The 16,554-nt window shown below is 70.9% G+C and carries 12 protein-coding genes and 1 tRNA gene; 2 read left to right on the top strand and 11 right to left on the bottom strand.

Annotation, left to right across the window (positions count from 1 at the left end):
- Nucleotides 1-575: 575 nt before the first annotated feature.
- From nrdR to ACOOE8_RS14360, 10 genes are all read right to left on the bottom strand, one after another.
- On the bottom strand, nucleotides 576-1,058 hold the full coding sequence (gene nrdR, locus ACOOE8_RS14405; protein WP_420392124.1) for a transcriptional regulator NrdR: 483 nt from the start codon (nucleotides 1,056-1,058) through the stop codon (nucleotides 576-578).
- Nucleotides 1,059-1,072: 14 nt separating this feature from the next.
- Nucleotides 1,073-2,365 (bottom strand): serine hydroxymethyltransferase, encoded by a 1,293-nt coding sequence (glyA, locus tag ACOOE8_RS14400; RefSeq protein ID WP_420392123.1) that lies wholly within the window; start codon nucleotides 2,363-2,365, stop codon nucleotides 1,073-1,075.
- A 376-nt stretch (nucleotides 2,366-2,741) separates the two neighbouring features.
- Nucleotides 2,742-4,031, bottom strand: coding sequence for a L,D-transpeptidase family protein (locus ACOOE8_RS14395; protein ID WP_420394719.1), 1,290 nt, complete (start codon nucleotides 4,029-4,031; stop codon nucleotides 2,742-2,744).
- Nucleotides 4,032-4,179: 148 nt separating this feature from the next.
- Nucleotides 4,180-4,698 carry a MarR family winged helix-turn-helix transcriptional regulator gene (locus ACOOE8_RS14390; protein WP_420392122.1) on the bottom strand — a complete coding sequence of 173 codons (519 nt, stop codon included), beginning with the start codon at nucleotides 4,696-4,698 and terminating at the stop codon, nucleotides 4,180-4,182.
- 282 nt (nucleotides 4,699-4,980) lie between these two features.
- Nucleotides 4,981-6,534, bottom strand: a complete 1,554-nt coding sequence (locus tag ACOOE8_RS14385) for a lipopolysaccharide biosynthesis protein (protein WP_420392121.1) — start codon at nucleotides 6,532-6,534, stop codon at nucleotides 4,981-4,983.
- Entirely contained in the window at nucleotides 6,531-8,777 is a 2,247-nt protein-coding gene (locus ACOOE8_RS14380; protein WP_420392120.1) for a GumC family protein, read from the bottom strand. Before ACOOE8_RS14380 ends, ACOOE8_RS14385 begins: the two co-directional genes overlap by 4 nt.
- 118 nt (nucleotides 8,778-8,895) lie before the next feature.
- Nucleotides 8,896-10,341 carry a D-glycero-beta-D-manno-heptose-7-phosphate kinase gene (gene rfaE1 / locus ACOOE8_RS14375; RefSeq protein ID WP_420392119.1) on the bottom strand — a complete coding sequence of 482 codons (1,446 nt, stop codon included), beginning with the start codon at nucleotides 10,339-10,341 and terminating at the stop codon, nucleotides 8,896-8,898.
- Complete coding sequence (locus ACOOE8_RS14370) at nucleotides 10,338-10,952, bottom strand: D-sedoheptulose-7-phosphate isomerase (RefSeq protein ID WP_420392118.1); 615 nt, start codon at nucleotides 10,950-10,952, stop codon at nucleotides 10,338-10,340. Before ACOOE8_RS14370 ends, rfaE1 begins: the two co-directional genes overlap by 4 nt.
- 1 nt (nucleotide 10,953) lies before the next feature.
- Nucleotides 10,954-12,117, bottom strand: coding sequence for a glycosyltransferase family 9 protein (locus tag ACOOE8_RS14365; protein WP_420392117.1), 1,164 nt, complete (start codon nucleotides 12,115-12,117; stop codon nucleotides 10,954-10,956).
- 86 nt (nucleotides 12,118-12,203) lie between these two features.
- Nucleotides 12,204-12,905 (bottom strand): sugar transferase, encoded by a 702-nt coding sequence (locus tag ACOOE8_RS14360; RefSeq protein WP_420392116.1) that lies wholly within the window; start codon nucleotides 12,903-12,905, stop codon nucleotides 12,204-12,206.
- A 392-nt stretch (nucleotides 12,906-13,297) separates the two neighbouring features.
- Here ACOOE8_RS14360 and ACOOE8_RS14355 point away from each other — a divergent pair, with 392 nt between their 5' ends.
- Together ACOOE8_RS14355 and ACOOE8_RS14350 are read left to right on the top strand one after the other, a co-directional pair.
- On the top strand, nucleotides 13,298-13,990 hold the full coding sequence (locus ACOOE8_RS14355; RefSeq protein WP_420392115.1) for a hypothetical protein: 693 nt from the start codon (nucleotides 13,298-13,300) through the stop codon (nucleotides 13,988-13,990).
- Between the two features lie 456 nt (nucleotides 13,991-14,446).
- Nucleotides 14,447-14,520: transfer RNA gene (locus tag ACOOE8_RS14350), tRNA-Gln, on the top strand.
- A 296-nt stretch (nucleotides 14,521-14,816) separates the two neighbouring features.
- On the opposite strand, the gene ACOOE8_RS14345 is transcribed toward ACOOE8_RS14350, so the two are convergent.
- The gene (locus tag ACOOE8_RS14345) at nucleotides 14,817-16,526 is read right to left on the bottom strand and encodes a recombinase family protein (RefSeq protein ID WP_420392114.1); all 1,710 of its coding nucleotides are present in this window, start codon (nucleotides 16,524-16,526) and stop codon (nucleotides 14,817-14,819) included.
- Nucleotides 16,527-16,554: the final 28 nt, after the last annotated feature.

Genomic DNA, 16,554 nt, shown 5'->3' with positions numbered 1-16,554 from the left:
GTGCAGCTGTTGTATCTCGCCGCCGCGCCTTCCCTCCATCGGCCTGGTCCACGGAGCTTTCTCGGCCCGGGCAACTCTCCGTCGCGTCCGATCGGCCCGGGGTAGAGGGACCTCGACCTGTGCAAGGCCCGGCCAAGTGCTCGCCGGCATCCCGCGACGCATCTGGCGTCAGACGCTGCGACGCCAAGCCGACTTCGCAGCGTTGCGCCGACAACGTAGCAGCATAGGCACGCTGCTCCATCGCCCGACGGCTCTCAGGATGTCATGCGGATTGCCGCGAGCAGCGATGCTCGCCCTTCAGCCTTGCCCGCATCCGGGCACCGACGCCGTCACGCTACGAGCTTCGCCGGCTCGTCGCCCGAACATTGCCCGAGCTCGGATCGACCGTCGGCTTGAACGACGCATGCTGAGGCGCGCCGTCGGGTGTAAGGGCAGCCGGCATCGCTGACCGCCGACATGCCAGGGCGAACTCGAGGGGACACGGCGCAGTGTCTCGCGCGGCGTCTCCGTTCGGCGGCGCCGGAGCACGCGTGCCGACCCAAGGACCGCCGGTGCCCGCTGCGACGCCAGACGCCTCACCCCTCCTCGGCCGTCTTGCGCTGGCCGACCGTCTCGGCGAGGTCGGCGACGAAGGCCTCGAAGTCCCGTGCCTCGGCGAAGTTGCGGTAGACCGAGGCGAAGCGCACGTAGGCGACGTCGTCGACGACCCGCAGCGCCTCCATCACGAGCTCACCCAGCGTCGCGGCAGCGACCTCCGCCTCGCCGGACGCCTCGAGCTGGCGCACGATGCCGCTCGTCATCCGCTCGATGGTCTCGTCCGCGACCTGACGCTTGCGCGTCGCGATGGCGATGGAGCGGACCAGCTTGTCCCGGTCGAAGGGCTGGCGCTTGCCGGAGCGCTTGAGAACGGTGAGCTCGCGCAGCTGCACGCGCTCGAACGTGGTGAAGCGGCCGCCGCAGACCGCGCAGACGCGACGGCGCCGGTTGGCCGCGCCGTCCTCGGTCTGGCGCGTCTCGCGCACCTGCGTGTTGTCGGCCGCGCAGAAGGGGCACCGCACGCCGGCGGACGGCGTCAGCCGTAGATCGGGAACCGGGCGGTCAGCGCCTCGGCCTCCCCGCGCACCCTCCTCACGACGCCCTTGTCCGCGTTGCCGCCCTGGTCCATCGCGTCGACGACCTCGGCGATCATCCGCGCGACGTCCTGGAACTCGGCGACGCCGAACCCGCGCGTCGTGCAGGCCGGGGTGCCGACCCTGATGCCCGACGTCACCATCGGCTTCTGAGGATCGTTCGGCACGCCGTTCTTGTTGCAGGTGATCGCCGCAAGCCCGAGCACGCGCTCCACGTCCCGCCCGGTCACGCGCTTCGGCCTCAGGTCGACGAGCATGACATGGGTGTCGGTCCCGTTGGAGACGACGTCGAACCCGCGCGCGCGCAGCGCCTCGGCGAAGGCGCGTGCGTTCTCCACGATCTGCCGCGCGTACACCTTGAACGAGGGCTGCAGCGCCTCGCCGAAGGCCACCGCCTTGGCGGCGATCACGTGCATCAACGGGCCGCCCTGGAGCCCGGGGAAGATCGCCGAGTTGAGCGTCTTGGCAAGGCCGGCGTCGTTGGTGAGGATGATGCCGCCGCGCGGGCCGCGCAGCGTCTTGTGGGTCGTCGAGGTCGCGACGTGGGCGTGGGGGAACGGGCTTGGGATGACGCCACCCGCCACGAGCCCCGCGAAGTGCGCCATGTCGACGTGGAACAGCGCGCCGACCTCGTCCGCGATCTGGCGGAACTTGGCGAAGTCGATCACCCGCGAGTAGGCCGAGCCGCCGGCGATGATGACCGCCGGGCGGCGTTCGCGCGCAAGGTCTGCGACGCGGTCGTAGTCGATGAGGCCGCTGTGCGGGTCGACGCCGTAGGCGACCGCGTCGAACCAGCGTCCGGACAGGTTGACCTTCGCGCCGTGCGTGAGGTGGCCGCCGGCGTCGAGGCCCATGCCCATGAGGACGTCGCCAGGCCTGGCGCAGGCGAGGAGAACCGCCTGGTTGGCCTGGCTGCCCGAGTTCGGCTGGACGTTGGCGAACTCGACGCCGAACAGGCGCTTGACGCGCTCGATGGCGAGCTCCTCCGCGATGTCGACGAACTGGCAGCCGCCGTAGTACCGCCGGCCCGGGTAGCCCTCGGCGTACTTGTTCGTCATGACCGAGCCCTGCGCCTCGAGCACGGCGCGGGAGGCGATGTTCTCGCTGGCGATGAGCTCGATCTCGGTCTGCTGGCGCTCGAGCTCAAGGGCGACGGCGCGGGCGATCTCGGGGTCCGCCTCGGCGAGGCCCTCGTCGAAGAACGGACGCGTCTCGACGGCATCTCGCAGGCTCATGGCGCCCCCCTCATCGCAACCGGCCGTGATCCCCCAGCCTTCGCACGCCCGACGGCGCGGCTGCAACGGTCGCGCCGTCGCAACGGTCCGTGGCACCAAGAACCGCCGGCGCCCGCACGGCCCCGCTCGCTCGCCGTCCCGCAGCGCGAAGCCAGGCTCGTCGGACCCCAGCATGGCTCGAACGCGGATGGGCGCGTCCCCGGTGCAACCGGTGCAACAAGCGGCGCGGTCGCCCCCCAAGGGGTCGCTTGCGCAGCCAACGCACCGCAGTCGCATCGCGGCACCCCGCCATGGCATGAGGGCGTCGCGGACAGCGTCGTGGCGTCGCCGGTCGAAGGCGATCAACGCGGCGGCGGCCACCCCGGATGCGCAGCGCCTAGCGCAGCCGTCCGATGCCGGCGTCGTAGGCGGCCGTCGTCACCCGGTCCTGGTTGTAGATGTCGTCGCGGAAGTGGACGACGCCGTCCGCGTTCACCCAGGCGGTGATGTAGGCGAACAGGATCGGCGTCTTCACCTCGAGCGGCACATCGCGCCTCTGGCCGGACCGGATGACCGCATCCACCTGACCCCGATCCCAACCGTTCGGTGCCACGAGCCAGGTGATGAGCTCGCGCACGTTCTGCACCCTCACGCAGCCCGAGGAGTGGAACCGCGCACCCTCGCCGAACAGGCTTTTCTGAGGCGTGTCGTGCAAGTACACTTGGTGCGCGTTGTGGAAGTTGATCTTCACCGTCCCCAGGGAGTTGAGCTCCCCCGGATCCTGACGGAACATGTACTGCGTGGCCTCGTCGGTGTTCCAGTCGATCTCGCGGACGTCGTACTCGCGGCTCTCATCGCCCCAGCGATAGATGCGGATCTTCTGGTCGGCGAGGTAGGAGGGGTTGTCCTGCATCTTCGGGATGAGGTCGCGCCGCACGATGGAGACGGGCACTGTCCAGTACGGGTTGAAGTTGATCTCGTGGACCTGGCTCGTGAGGATCGGGCTCGGCCGGTCGACCTTGCCGACGACGGCGGTGTGGCGCGAGCGCACGCGCCCGCTCTCCACCGCCTCGATCTCCGCCGCGGGGATGTTGACGAGGACGTAGCGCTCGCCGAGCCCGACGGCGCGCTCGGAGATGCGGACGAGGTTCGTCTCGAGCTGGCGCAGCCGCACGTGGACCGGCACGTTCATGGCGATGAGGGTCGGCGCGTCCAGGATGCCGTTGGCGGAAAGCCCGTGCCGCAGCTGGAAGCGGCGGACCGCCGCAGCGACGTAGGAGTCGTAGACGTCGGAGCTGCCGCTCACCTGGGTGAGGTCGCCGGAGACCGCGAGGCGCTGGCGCAGCACCGGCACGTTCGGGTCGCGCGCTCCGAGCTGCAGCGCCACCCGCGGCGACGACACGATGGGCCAGCCGCCGGCAGCGGCGATGCGCCCGTGGTTGCCGATGGCGATTTGCATCCGCCCCAGCGCCTCGGGCGACAGCGTCGGGTGCGAGGAGTTGACCGCGCGGAGCTCGGGGAGCGACGCGTCGAACCGGTCCGACCACTCCGCCTGGCGCTTGTAGTCGCGCAGGGCCGCGAGCGGGCCATCGTCCGTCGCCGCTGCCGGAGGAGCGGCGAGAAGGGCGAGCACGGCCACGCCGACGAGGCGCTGAGCGATGCGCTGCAACTTCAAGGTTCGCAACATCGTTGTCACGCGCAACTCCTGGCACTGGCTGAACAGGAGCTCGCGGTACCACGCAAATGGTCAACGAACAACGAGCGAGCCGAGGACCATCACATCACAAGGGTCGCTGTGCCGAGCCTTGCGTCGGCGGCGCGAAGGGACGCTCAGTTCACAATCGGTAGAGCACCTGGTCCTTCCAAAACCTGTCGAGCCGGCGCAGGACGAGGCCGGTGGCCTCCAACGCCTCCCCCTCGACGCCGCCGATGGGGCCAAGGGACTGCATCTGACGGTCGATTAACGCCTCCACCAGCGCTGCAACCTCCGCGCCCTTCTCCGTCACGGTGATGCGCACCGTGCGGCGATCTCGGTTCGACCGGCGCTGCACCAGGTAGCCGAGCTCGTTCAGCTTCTTGAGGTTGTAGGAGACGTTGGAGCCCAGGTAGTACCCGCGAGACTTCAGCTCCGACGGCGTCAGCTCCTCCCCGCCGACGTTGTGCAGGAGGACGGCCTGGACGTTGTTGACCTCGTCCCGACCGAGCCGCTCGAGCTCGTCCTTGACGACGTCGAGGAAGCGCCGATGCGCGCGCTCGATGAGGCGGATGCTCTCCACGTACGCCTCCCGTGCGTTGGAGTTCATTGGGACGCCCTTCGAGGTGCCATCGTCCACCTGCCGCACTGCCACGTTCATCGTCTGCCTCTCGGGTTTCAGCCCGTGTTCGGGCACTCTTTCCCGCGAGGGTGAGCGGCTGCACTAAAGCGCGGCTTAAGCGCCAGCGTTACGAATTGGTGAAGGGACGGGCCGTGGCCTCGGTGCCACATCAGGGCAATGCGCGTCGGACGGACCATCGACCATCCGGGCCGCGCTTCGAAGCGCGGGGCTCGCGGCTGTTCCCAGTCCGTGGGAGGTGCGCGCGGTGATGCGGCCGCTCGTCGTCGCCCAAAGCTGGCCGGATGGGGCCGGCGGTCCGCCTCAGGCGCGGCTGGGACGCGAGGGCCGCAGGGCCATCGCGACGTCCCGCATCGACGCGCCGACGGCCCGGCCCGGACCCACCGTACACCACGCCGCGGCGATCGCAGCGCTCAGGGCGACGAAGAGCGCGGTCCGCAGGACGACGTTCGGCAGCCCCACGCCAGGCAGGGCGAGCTGCAGCGCGGCAACCGCGAGCATGGCTGCGACGACGACGGCCGCCATGCGAAGGAGCGCGAAGCCGACCGGATCGACGCGCTGCGAAAGCCAGGCGATCCCGACGAGGAACGCCACGCTGCCGACGGCGCGTGCGGCCGCGGCACCCAACGGTCCGAGCAGCGCGGTGAGCGGCAGCAGGAGGAGCGCGAGGACCGTGAGGCCGCACGCGATGGCGTAGACGTTCTTGTGCGTCTGGCCGGGACGCAGCAGGCCGATGTTGAGCGGGTGCGTCATGCCGATGGCGAGCATCGACAACAGGACGAACGCGAGCGTTCCGGGCGCGTAGGTGACCTCGGGCGCGAAGGTCGCCACGACGATCGGGCCCGCGAGGAACGTCGCGCCGCACGCGATGACGAGCACCAGCAGGAAGAGTTCCGCCGTCGTGGTGAAGAACGCCTCGCCGCCGTCCGCGTCGCGCATGTGGCGGAACCGCTCGGTGGGGAACCAGAGCATGAACGGCATGAGGACGCCCTGTCCCACCAAGGCAGCGACCTTGACGTGGACGACGTAGGCCCCGACGGCGGCCTCGTCGCCCATGGACCCGACGGCGTAGCGGTCGGCGACGTCGAGCGCGAGGGACAACAGGCTCGTCACGAGGATGCCGGAGCCATAGTGCACCGCGTCCGCGAGCCGGCGCCACGACCAGCCGAACCGTGGCGCAAGGAGGCCGAGCACCAGGACGGTGGTGGACGCGACGAGCGCAAGGCGCACGGCCAACACCTCGTCGACGTCGTCGATCGCGAGCCGAGGCACGACGAGGACGAGGGCGAGCCCGGCAAGCACGAGGAGCGTGCGGCCGATCTGGCCGACAGCGAAGCCGACCAGGCGGCCGCTCGCCCGCGCCGCCACCATGAGGAAGGCGAGCACGCCCTCCACCGCCGCCACCGCGCCGACGAGGAGCGCGGTGGCAATGCTGCCGGCGGCGAGGAGCGCCACGAGCACGGCGAGCAGCGTCGCGACGACGAGCGGCACGAGACACGGCGGCAGCAGCTCGCCGACGACACGGCGAACGTCGCCGCCATCGTGGGCCACCTGCTTCATCACACCATGCTCAGCACCGAGCACCGCCAGCGCCGTCCCAAGGTAGACGATGGGCTCGATGAGGGACCAGGTTCCAAATCCTGCAAGCCCGAGGAGGCGCACGAGGATGGGGATGGTGAGGAACGTCGCGAGCGCCGCGGTCGCGGTGATCGCGGCGTAGAGGAGGAGGCTGAGGCGGTCGGCCAACGCCCGCCGATGCGCTGCGGGCCGCTGCGCCCCGGTGCCGGCCTCGATGGGGCCCGGCGGTGCGTCGCCGGCGCGGCCGTCGCCGGAGACCGCGTCGGCCGGTGGGGTCACGCGCCGGCTCGGATCGATGCCGAGCGGTTGAGGACGACGCCCCAAAGCGCCGTGCCCCCCTGCCGCAGGGTGCGCTGGACGTCGGCCACCGCGCGCTTACGGGCGCGGCGAGCGTCGACGAGGAGCAGGACGCGGGCGACCTCCGCAGCACAGAGCACGAAGTCGACGTTGCTGGCGAACTCCGGACCGTCGACGATGACGACGTCGTAGCGCGGCAACACCGCCGAGAACACGTCCGTGAGCTCCTCCGCGGTGGACGAGGCGCTCAGTCGTCCGCCGAGGTCGAGGATGTGGAGCACCGCGCTCGCGCCCTCGCAGGCCGGCGACGCCGCCGTGACGATCCCCTCCGCCGAGAGGACGTCCGGGACCAGCGCAGCTCCCCCGTCGTCGTCCGCTCCGCCGTCGAGGGTGACGACGAGCACACGCTTGGCCGTCGCCAGGGCGTAGGCGACCGCGCGAGCCACCGTCGTCTTGCCGTCGCCCTTGCCCAACGAGGTGAACACGATCGGCCGAAGCTGCCCGCGCTCGTCGCGCGACGCCGCCAGCGCATGGCGGGCGAGGGCACGGACGGCGCGCGAGAAGTCCGACCTCGGTCGCGTCAGCGGCCAGCGGGCCACCTGTCGGGCACGCGAGGGCCATGCGCCGCGCCGCCTCGCGAGCGGGATGACCCCGCTGCAGCGTGTGCCGAGCTCGGAGCGCACCTCGGACGCGATCCTCAGGCGGCCCCGCGAGCGCACCTCCAGGCCAAGGGCGACGGCACAGGCGATCATCCCGCTGAACGCGAAGGCGGCCAGCGCGAGGACCGTGCGGTTGGGGCTCGACGGCTCGGCCGGCGGCCGTGCGGTCGACACGATCCAGCCCGGCGACACGTCGACGGGGATGCGCTCGACCTCCCGCGCGCGTGCCACGAACGTCTCATAAACCGCCTGCGCCGCGGCGACCTCACGGTTCAGCGCGCGCTGGCGGATGTCCTGTCGGCTCGCCTCGTCGAGGCGGCGGTGCAGCGTGGCCAGCTCCTCCTCGAGCCCGGCGACCCGCTCGTTCGCGAACCTCACCTCGGAGGCGAGGTTGGCGAGCCGGCTCCTCGCCTCCGTCCGCATCTGCTCGCGGATCGCCTCGAGCGCCTCGCGCGGGCGGTCGAGGCGAGGGTGGTTCGGGCCATGACGCGCGGTGAGCTCCCTGAGGAGCTCGTCGGCCTCGCCCTCGCGCTCGGCGAACCGCTCCATCGCGGGAGAGTCGAGGACCGCGAGGACGCCGCGGGCCCCCTCCGCCTCGAAGGCCGCCAGCGCGGCACGCTGGCGGGCGATGGCGCGCTGCTCCTGCGCCTGCGCCTCGAGGACCGCGCTGCCCGCCTCGCGGATCTGCTGCCGCACGAGCTCGGCATCGGCGCCGACCTCGGCGATGGCGCGGGAGCGGAAGTCCTCCGCCTCACGTTCGGCGGCCTCGAGCTCAGCGCGCAGCTCGTCCATCTCACCGACGAGCCACCCGATGGTCCGGTCCGCCATGGCGGCGCGGGCATCGGCCTGCATCTGGAAGTACAGGCCGACGAGGCGGTTGACGACGGCGGCGGCCAGCGCAGGGTCGGGCGCAGTGAAGCGCACCTCGATCACTCGCGAATCGTTGACCGCCCACACGTCGAGCCGCTTGGCAACCTCCGAGACGACGCGAGAAAGTTCGACGGCGCCAAGGCCCAGCGCGCCGAGGTCGGCCGCGTCGGCGTCGAAGGCGCGCACCACCGAGGGCAGCGTCCCCGGTGTCGGCAGGGCCATCGGGGCCGGCCGCTCGTCACCGCCGCGCCCTCGCGGCGAGAGCTTCGCCAGCAGCCCTTCGAGCGGACCGTCCGGTTCGTCCTCCGGGGCGAACGGCCCCTGTTCCGCAAGCTTCAGGTCGAGCACCACCCGGCGCAGCAGGTCGCCGGATCGCAGCATCTCGACCTCGCTCGCGATCGCTGCCTCGTCGCCCAGCGGCGTTGCCGGCAGGACGGGGCGTACGTCCACGGCGAAGCGGTCGCGGGGATCGATGACCAGCGAGGCCTGCGCGGTGTAGACCGCGGGCAGCGCCGCGATGACCGCGAGGAGCGGCGCGAGGAGGAGCGCTCCGACAAGAACGACCAGCCCGAGCCTGCGCCAGACGACGCCGACGAGGTCGAGGACGCCGAGGTCGCCGCGCCGGTCCTGCCCCATCAGCCGGTCGAGGGTCAGGCTCGCGGCCTCGTCCCTGGTGCTGTTCGGCAGGGAGCTCATGGGCTCGTCGACGTCCGTCCGTCCGCGGCGATGCAAGGCCTTGCCAAACCCGCGCATCCCGCCAGCTGCATCAGGACGCTCGGCGAGCGCTCGCCCGGCGGAGCGACGCCTCGCGCCCTCACGAGGCCCGCTGCAGGCCGCGCAGGGCCTCCACCGTCGCCGTCGTCGAGTGTCCCTCCAGGAGGTCGACGAGGACCACCCTGCCGCCATTCGCCTCGACGACGTCCGCCCCGACGACCTGATCGCGCGCGTAGTCCGCGCCCTTGACGAGGACGTCGGGGACCAACGCCTCGATGAGGGCGCGCGGCGTCCGCTCCTCGAAGGTGACGACGAGGTCCACCATGCGCAGCGCGGTAAGGACCTCGGCGCGGCTGCGCGCGTCGCGGACGGGGCGCTCCGGGCCCTTCAAGGCGCGCACGGAGGCGTCGCCGTTGAGGCCGACGATGAGCCGGTCGCACGCCTCGCGGGCGTGACGCAGGATGTGCACATGGCCAGGATGGAGGAGGTCGAAGCAGCCGTTCGTGAAGCCGACCTTCAGCCCCCGCGCGCCCCATGCCTTGCGCGAGCGGACCGCATCGTCCCGATGGGCCGCGACGATGCCCCCCTGCAACGCCCCGTCGAACGCGTCGGCAAGCTCCCCTCGCGTCACCGTCGCCGTGCCGTGCTTGGCAACGACAAGCCCGGCCGCGACGTTTGCCACCTCCGCGCTGCGCCGAAGCGGGATGCCCGCGGCGAGCGCCAGCGCGAGGCAGGCGACGACGGTGTCGCCCGCGCCCGAGACGTCGAACACCTCCCTTGCGACGCTCGGCAGATGGGAGGTGCCGGATGCCTCCACGAGCGTCATGCCGTCCGCACCACGCGTGACGAGGATCGCCTCGGCGCCCGTCAGGTCGCGGGCGGTCGCGCCTGCAGCGGCCGCGCTTGCGTCGTCGTCGGGCTCGCGTCCCGTCGCCGCGGCGAGCTCGCGGCGGTTCGGCGTGAGCACGGTGGCGCCGGCGTAGGCGGAGAGGTCGACGCGCTTCGGGTCGACGACGACGGGCACGTGAAGCGCACGCCCTGCCGCGATCAGCCTTGCCAAGACCTTCGGGGTCAGCACACCCTTCGCGTAGTCGCTCAGCACCAGGACATCGCACTCGTCGAGGGCCTCGAGGGCGCCGGCGCACACCGCCTCCTCGACGTCGAGGAGGGGCGCGGTGTCCTCGGCGTCCGCGCGAAGGATGTGCTGGCCTCCGGCCACGAAGCGCGTCTTCTCCGTCGTCTGGCGTGAAGAGGTCGCAAAGTGGGTCGCGATGCCGCCCTCCTCGCACAGGCGGCGAAGCTCCTGGGCGAGGAGGTCGCGGCCGACGGCGCCGACGAGGGTCGCCCGTCCGCCGAGCGCCACCACGTTGCGTGCCACGTTCGCCGCGCCGCCGGCAACCACCGTCTGCCGCGAGCGCAGGAGCACGGGGATCGGCGCCTCCGGGGAGATGCGGTTGACCTCGCCGTAGACGAACCTGTCGAGCATCAGGTCGCCGACGACGAGGACGTGGCGACCGCTCCAGTCGAGGTCGGCAAGGTCCGTCACCGGTCGAACCCCATGGCGGCCTCGACCGCATGGCACAGCGCATGACCGATCACGATGTGCAGCTCCTGGATGTGCGCGGTGACCTCGGACGGGACCGCGAGGACGACGTCGGCGTGAGCGCGGGCGGCGCCCTCCCTGCCTCCGGTGAGGAGGATGGTGGCGAGCCCTGCCGCGCGGGCCACCTTCAGGGCGGCGACGATGTTGCCGCTGCCTCCGGACGTGGAGATGGCGATGAGGACGTCGCCGGGCCGACCGAGCGCCTCCACCTGCCGCGCGAACACGCGCTCGAAGCCGAGGTCGTTGCCGCAGGCGGTCATCGCCGACGGGTCCGTCGCAAGGGCTAGCGCGGGGAGCGCAACGCGGTCGCGCACGAAGCGGACGGTCAGCTCGGCGGCCAAGTGCTGGGCGTCCGCCGCGCTGCCGCCGTTGCCGCAGAAGAAGGCCGTGCAGCCCGCCTCGAAGGCCCGGACGAGGAGCTGCGTCGCGGCGGCGAATGGGTCGGCGCACGCGGCGCCCGTCGCTGCCACGAGCGCGGCGTGGCGGTCGAGGTGCCCCTGCCAAAGCTCGCCGAGGGGGTCGACGAGGACTGCCGCCTTCGCATGACCTTCCATCTCAGCGCCCCGCCACGGCCCGCTCGATGCTGCGTCCGCGCACCGCGGCGCCGTCGCGCCGACGTGCGGTTGGGCGAGCCGATGCTGCACGTCGCGCCAGCGCGGCGTTCGAGGTCGCGGCGAGGGCGTCGCCGACCTCACGGGCCGGCACCGAGAGGATGCAGCGCTTGCCCTCCGCCCGGCACACGGTGAGGCCGCAGGGGGCACACGAGACGTCGTTGTAGAAGATCGTGTGGCCGGCGCCGCGCGGGTACCATTGCCCTGGCGGGTTGCGCCCGCTGAAGACGCACACGCACGGCACGGCGACGGCGGCGGCCATGTGCATGGGTCCGCTGTCGTGACCGGCGAAGGCGAGGGCTTGCGTGAGGGCCGCAGCGCTCTCCCGCACGGCGAGGGCACCGCACAGGTTCAGCGTCTCCCCGGGCCAGGCGGCAAGGACGTCCGCCGAGCGCACCTGCTCGTTGGGGGCGCCGAACGCGACCAGCGCGATGCCGGCGCAGCGCTCGCCGGCCCTGGCGAGGACCCGGCGCCAGTTGTCGTCCGTGTAGTCGTTGGGCTGCCACTTGGTGCCGAGGCTGAAGGCGACGAACGGCGTGCCCCCGAGAGGCGCGAGCGCTGCGGCCGCGGCGGCGTGCTCCGCCGCGGTGAGCCCGAGGTCCCAGCTCGTGTCGGCGTCGAGCGGCATACGCCCGAGCGCGGCGAGCGAGCGTGCCAGGCGCTTCGCCTCCGCCTCCACGAGCGGTCCGTCGCCGAGGATGCGGTTGCGCGACGCGTCGTCGAACAGGCCAGCGCCGATCACGCGCCGCACCCCGCACAGTCGAAGGAACGCGCGGTCGCGCACGCGCTGGCGCCACGTGCGCCCCTCGACCAGGTAGACGACGACCTCGGGCGCGAAGGCACGCACTGCGCGCCCGACGCCAGCCAGGGCCGACGGCGCGCGGGTCTGGCTCGGGTACGCGACGACGCCGTGGACGAGGCCCGGCTCGAGCAGGAGCCGTGCGGCCGGAGCAATGTTCGCGTTGGTGATCTGATCGCTGAGCAGCCGTCGCTCCGCCTGCGGGAAGGCGCGGGCGACGAGGTGCAGGCTCGGCAGCGCGACGATCGTGTCGCCGAGCGTGCCCTGGCGCCACACAAGGACGCGCCGCACCGCCCGATCGACGATCACGTGCCCCTCATCGTGAGGTCGCCCACCACCGCCATTCGGGGTCCGCCGCAAGGCCTCGACCCCCGTTGCGCTCCGGGAAGGCATGCTCAATGGGCGTGCGCCGAGCCGACCACTTCACGGATCGTGCTCAGCAGGATGCGCAGGTCGCACAGCAGGGACGAGGTGCGCAGGTATTGGAGGTCGTAGTCGAGGCGCTGCGCCATGTGGTGCACGGTCGGCGTCTCGCCTCGGGCGCCGTTGACCTGCGCGAGCCCCGTCATCCCGGGGATGGCCTCGAACCGCCGGTGGTAGTTCGGGATGAGGTTGACGTAGAGCGCATCAAGGGCGAGCGGATGGGGACGCGGCCCGACCAGCGACATGTCGCCGACGAACACGTTGAACAGCTGCGGCACCTCGTCGACGCTGAACCGTCGGATGAGCCGGCCGACCGGGGTGATGCGCGGGTCCCCCTTGCTCGCCTGCCGGAAGCCCTCCCGTTCGGCGTCGACCACCATCGAACGGAACTTCACCATGCGGAACGGACGGCCACCCCGGCCGGTCCGCATCTGCAGGTAGAACACCGGGCCCGGCGAGGTGACGGCGATCGCGAGCATCGTGACGAGGAGCAGCGGCGACGCGAGCAGGATGAGGAGGCCCGAGCCGGCCACGTCAATCATGCGCTTGAGGCCGGATGTGAGGTATTCGTTGGCACCTTCGACAACAACGGACCGATCCTCGATGACAGGCCGGACAGCAGTCAGGTTACTACTATAAATGGCAACATCGCTTGTCAATGATCGCTGTGACACATCGGCCCCTGGCTGAGGACAACTTCGATGCGGTCGAGCCGCGGATGGGCGAGCTGCAAACCAACCGGCGATCGGCGCGGTGACCGGTCACGCGTGCGAACGCGCGCCCGACGATGCCCCGTCGCGCCGCACTTCTGCCTTACAATCTTGGCGTGTTCAAGCGTCAATGTGGCAAAGGAGTATGTCCGCCCGTTGACCGCCGCCCCGCGGGCAGCCATGAGGGTTCGCCAAATGGCACTCGAGTTGGTTTGGTGGCAGTTTACGCCGTAGTGACGCACCAGCTCGGCCGACGACCGGTCGAGCTTTTGTTGCGGTGCTTGGACTCCTTGGCGGAGCAAGCATCGACGGTCAGTCACCTTCGGATCGGCGTCCTGTTGCAATGCGCGACTGCCGTGCCCGAGGCGTTACGTGCGCGCTATCCGACCATCGCCTGGCAGACCGTTCCACGGGCCCTCCCCGCCGCCACCGCGCGCAACGAGGTCCTGCGATCGCTGGTCCTTGCCGACGACGACCACCTGTTCTTCCCCGACGACGACGCCTGGTACCCACACGGGTCCGTGGCGCACCTCGTCGAGGTGAGCAGGACGCGGGCCGCGGACGTCCTCTTCGTGTGGTACGATGACGAACCGGCGACGTCGGACGCGCGTCTGGCGGCGCGCTACGAGCAGCCCAGCGCCGTCGACGTCATGCGCCGTTCCGGGATGATCACCATCGTCCTGACCGGACGCTGCGCGAAGAAGGTCGGCCTCATCGACGAGCGGCTCGGCCTCGGCTCTCCGCTACCGGGCGGTGAGGACGCCGACTATGCGTTCCGCGCCTACAAGGCGGCGCGGCGCGCCCTCATGACGAGGACGCCGCTGTTCGGTCATCGGTCGTTGACCCGGGACCGGCGGAGCCGGGTGCGAGAGATGTCGCGCTACTGGCCAGGCGTCATGTTCGCGACGCTCAAGCACCTGCGCCCCTCCCTTGTTCCCCTCGCGGCCTACCGGCTGGCGGCGGGCGGCTACCTCGTCGCCACGGGTCGCCTGCCCATCCGGTCGTTCGTCGCCGCGTTTGCCATGAAGGCGCGGCGCGCCGAACCGTGAGCCCGGTGCCGCGTCCTCGTTCACGCCAAGCGGTGACGACGCGGGAGGTCGGCCCAGGAGCGGCTGTCACCGACGGCAGGCGAGGACGCTCGACGACGGGGCCGAGGCGGCGGCGACCCGCCGACGGCTCGTCGTCATGAACGCCGGGCCGCTTTGAGCAAGCCGGGCGCCTGCGCGAGGTGGGCGAGGAACCAGCAAACCGCCTCGTCGCCGAGTTCGTCGGCGAGACCAGCCGGTGGGAGCGGTGCGGTGGCCGTGTCGCCCTGTTCCGCCCCGAGGTCGTCAGGGTGTTCGAAGCGGACGGGACGGCGTCGGCCGCGGGCCAGGACCGCGGGCATGGCGCACGAGGGGACGGCTCGGCGCAGAGCCCCGCAGGCGACGGTTGACCAAGGCTACAGCGCGGCCTAGAGGTGCCGCCTCCGATGCTCGGTCGTCTGCGGTCGCATGCCAAGCTGTTGGGGGATAGTTTAACGGTAGAACAGCGGACTCTGACTCCGTTAGTCCAGGTTCGAATCCTGGTCCCCCAGCCAGTCCTCAGCCGTTGATTTAGGTTGGCTCTGCGATGTTGCGAAGCGCTTCGAAAAACCGCGGACGTGGCGGGCTTAGCGGTGCGCACGCGCGTCGCGCCGGGTCCATCGGAGCGCACTGGTTCCGCACACCGCGTCTGACGGGGCCACCGTCTCCTAGGTCGGTTTCGGTGGTCTCACTGTCTGGTTGAGTCGCCCCATCCGCGCACGCGGCCGTACCTTCGATAAGAGCAGGATTCTCCCTGCGTCTGCAGGTCCGAAGGTCTGGTCTTGCGAGGTGGCTTCGAAGTGCGGCGAGCTCAGAGCATGCCGAGCTGCTTGGCCTGGGCGGTCCACTCCAGAGGAAGCTGATCGGCTTGGCGGGTGAGGGACGCTGCGTTGAGCACCGACGGCTGTCGGCCCTCGAGGATCGCCGCGACCGCTTTCGACGATAGAAAGCTGAGCTTCAGAACGCGCATGAGGTAGGACCAACTGACGCTGATCTCAGCGGCCAACGTCCCGATGGAGGCGCCGTTGCCGCGCATGACCACGTCGCGGAAGTGGTGCGCTTGGCCGAGGAGGCGCAGCAGGCTGCGATCGGGCGACAGGGGTCGATCGTCTGCGCCGTCGACGAGGAGCCGCATCTCCTGGCCCGCCCGCCGAAGCTGGATCGAGATGCCGAGGACGATCGGCGCGGCGTTCCTCGGATCAGGGCCCGGATGCGCCTTCGCGGCACTGCGACCGAGAAGCTGCACCAGCGACCCGCACAGCAAGGCCACCTCAATGCTCTCCGGACCGATCTCGATGCGACCGACGAGCTGTTGCAGCAGCGCGCGCCTGTCGGATGGCGTCAGGCTCGGCCATCGCTCGACGACCCGGGCCGCCTCGCTCACCATGGCGAGACGTCGGTTCGAGGCCCTCGCCACAGGCTCAAGGGCAGCGTGGAGCGCAGCTTCGTCGGTGAAGAAGATGCTAATGCGCCGCTCGACCAGAGCTTCGAGTTCGCCCGCGGGTACCCGTCGCCCGGTCTGACCGTCCGTAGGACGTCCGCGCCGGATCAGGTTGTGGCTGACGTAGTACCGGTAGAGCGTGCCCTTCTTATTGGCGTGGGTCGGCGTCATCCGCTCGCCGCGCTCGTCGTAGACGAGGCCGACGAGAAGGCTGGGCTCGGCGGCGCGGGCGCCGCTCTGCCGTTCGACCCGGTTGCCGGCCAGTTGCGCCTGGACCTCGTTCCAGAGCGCGTCGTCGACGATGGCTTCGTGCTCGCCGGGGTAGCTCGTCCCCTTGTGGACGATCTCGCCGCGGTAGAGCTGGTTTTGCAGCATGAGGTACAGCGTCCCGCGGGACAGCGGCTTGCCGCCGGTCTCGCGGCAGAACCGGTCGGTGCGGCGCTTGCTCGAGATGCTGGCGTCGTCGATCTCGGCCTGCAGGGTCCGAACCGAGCCAAGCTCGGCGTAGCGGCGGAAGATGTGTCGGACCGTCTCCGCCTCCGCCTCGTTGACCACGAGCTTGCGGTCGGCGACGTCGTAGCCGAGCGGCGGCAGGCCGCCCATCCACATGCCCTTCTTCTTCGAGGCGGCGATCTTGTCGCGGATGCGCTCGCCCGCGACCTCGCGCTCGAACTGGGCGAACGACAGGAGCATGTTGAGCGTCAGCCGGCCCATCGAAGTCGTGGTGTTGAACGACTGAGTGACGGAGACGAAGGTGACCCCATGCCGCTCGAACACCTCGACGATCTTGGCGAAGTCGGACAGTGAGCGGGTGAGGCGGTCCACCTTGTAGACCACGACGGTGTCGACCTTGCCGGCACCGATGTCGGCCAGCAGCCGCTGGAGCGCCGAGCGCTCGAGCGTACCCCCGGAGATCCCGCCGTCGTCGTACATCTGCGGCAGGACGATCCAGCCCTCGTGCTTCTGGCTGAAGACGTAGGCCTCGCAGGTTTCGCGCTGCGCATCGAGCGAGTTGAAGGCTTGCTCAAGTCCCTCCCCGGAGGACTTGCGGGTGTAGATGGCGCAGCGAACCCGCGCCATGCCGTTGCCGCCTACCAGCAGCGCCCGC

Source organism: Acuticoccus sp., assembly GCF_965213555.1.
Classification (GTDB): domain Bacteria; phylum Pseudomonadota; class Alphaproteobacteria; order Rhizobiales; family Amorphaceae; genus Acuticoccus.
Note: the sequence above shows the minus strand (reverse complement) of the source record. Positions and strands in the feature narration are given on the sequence as shown.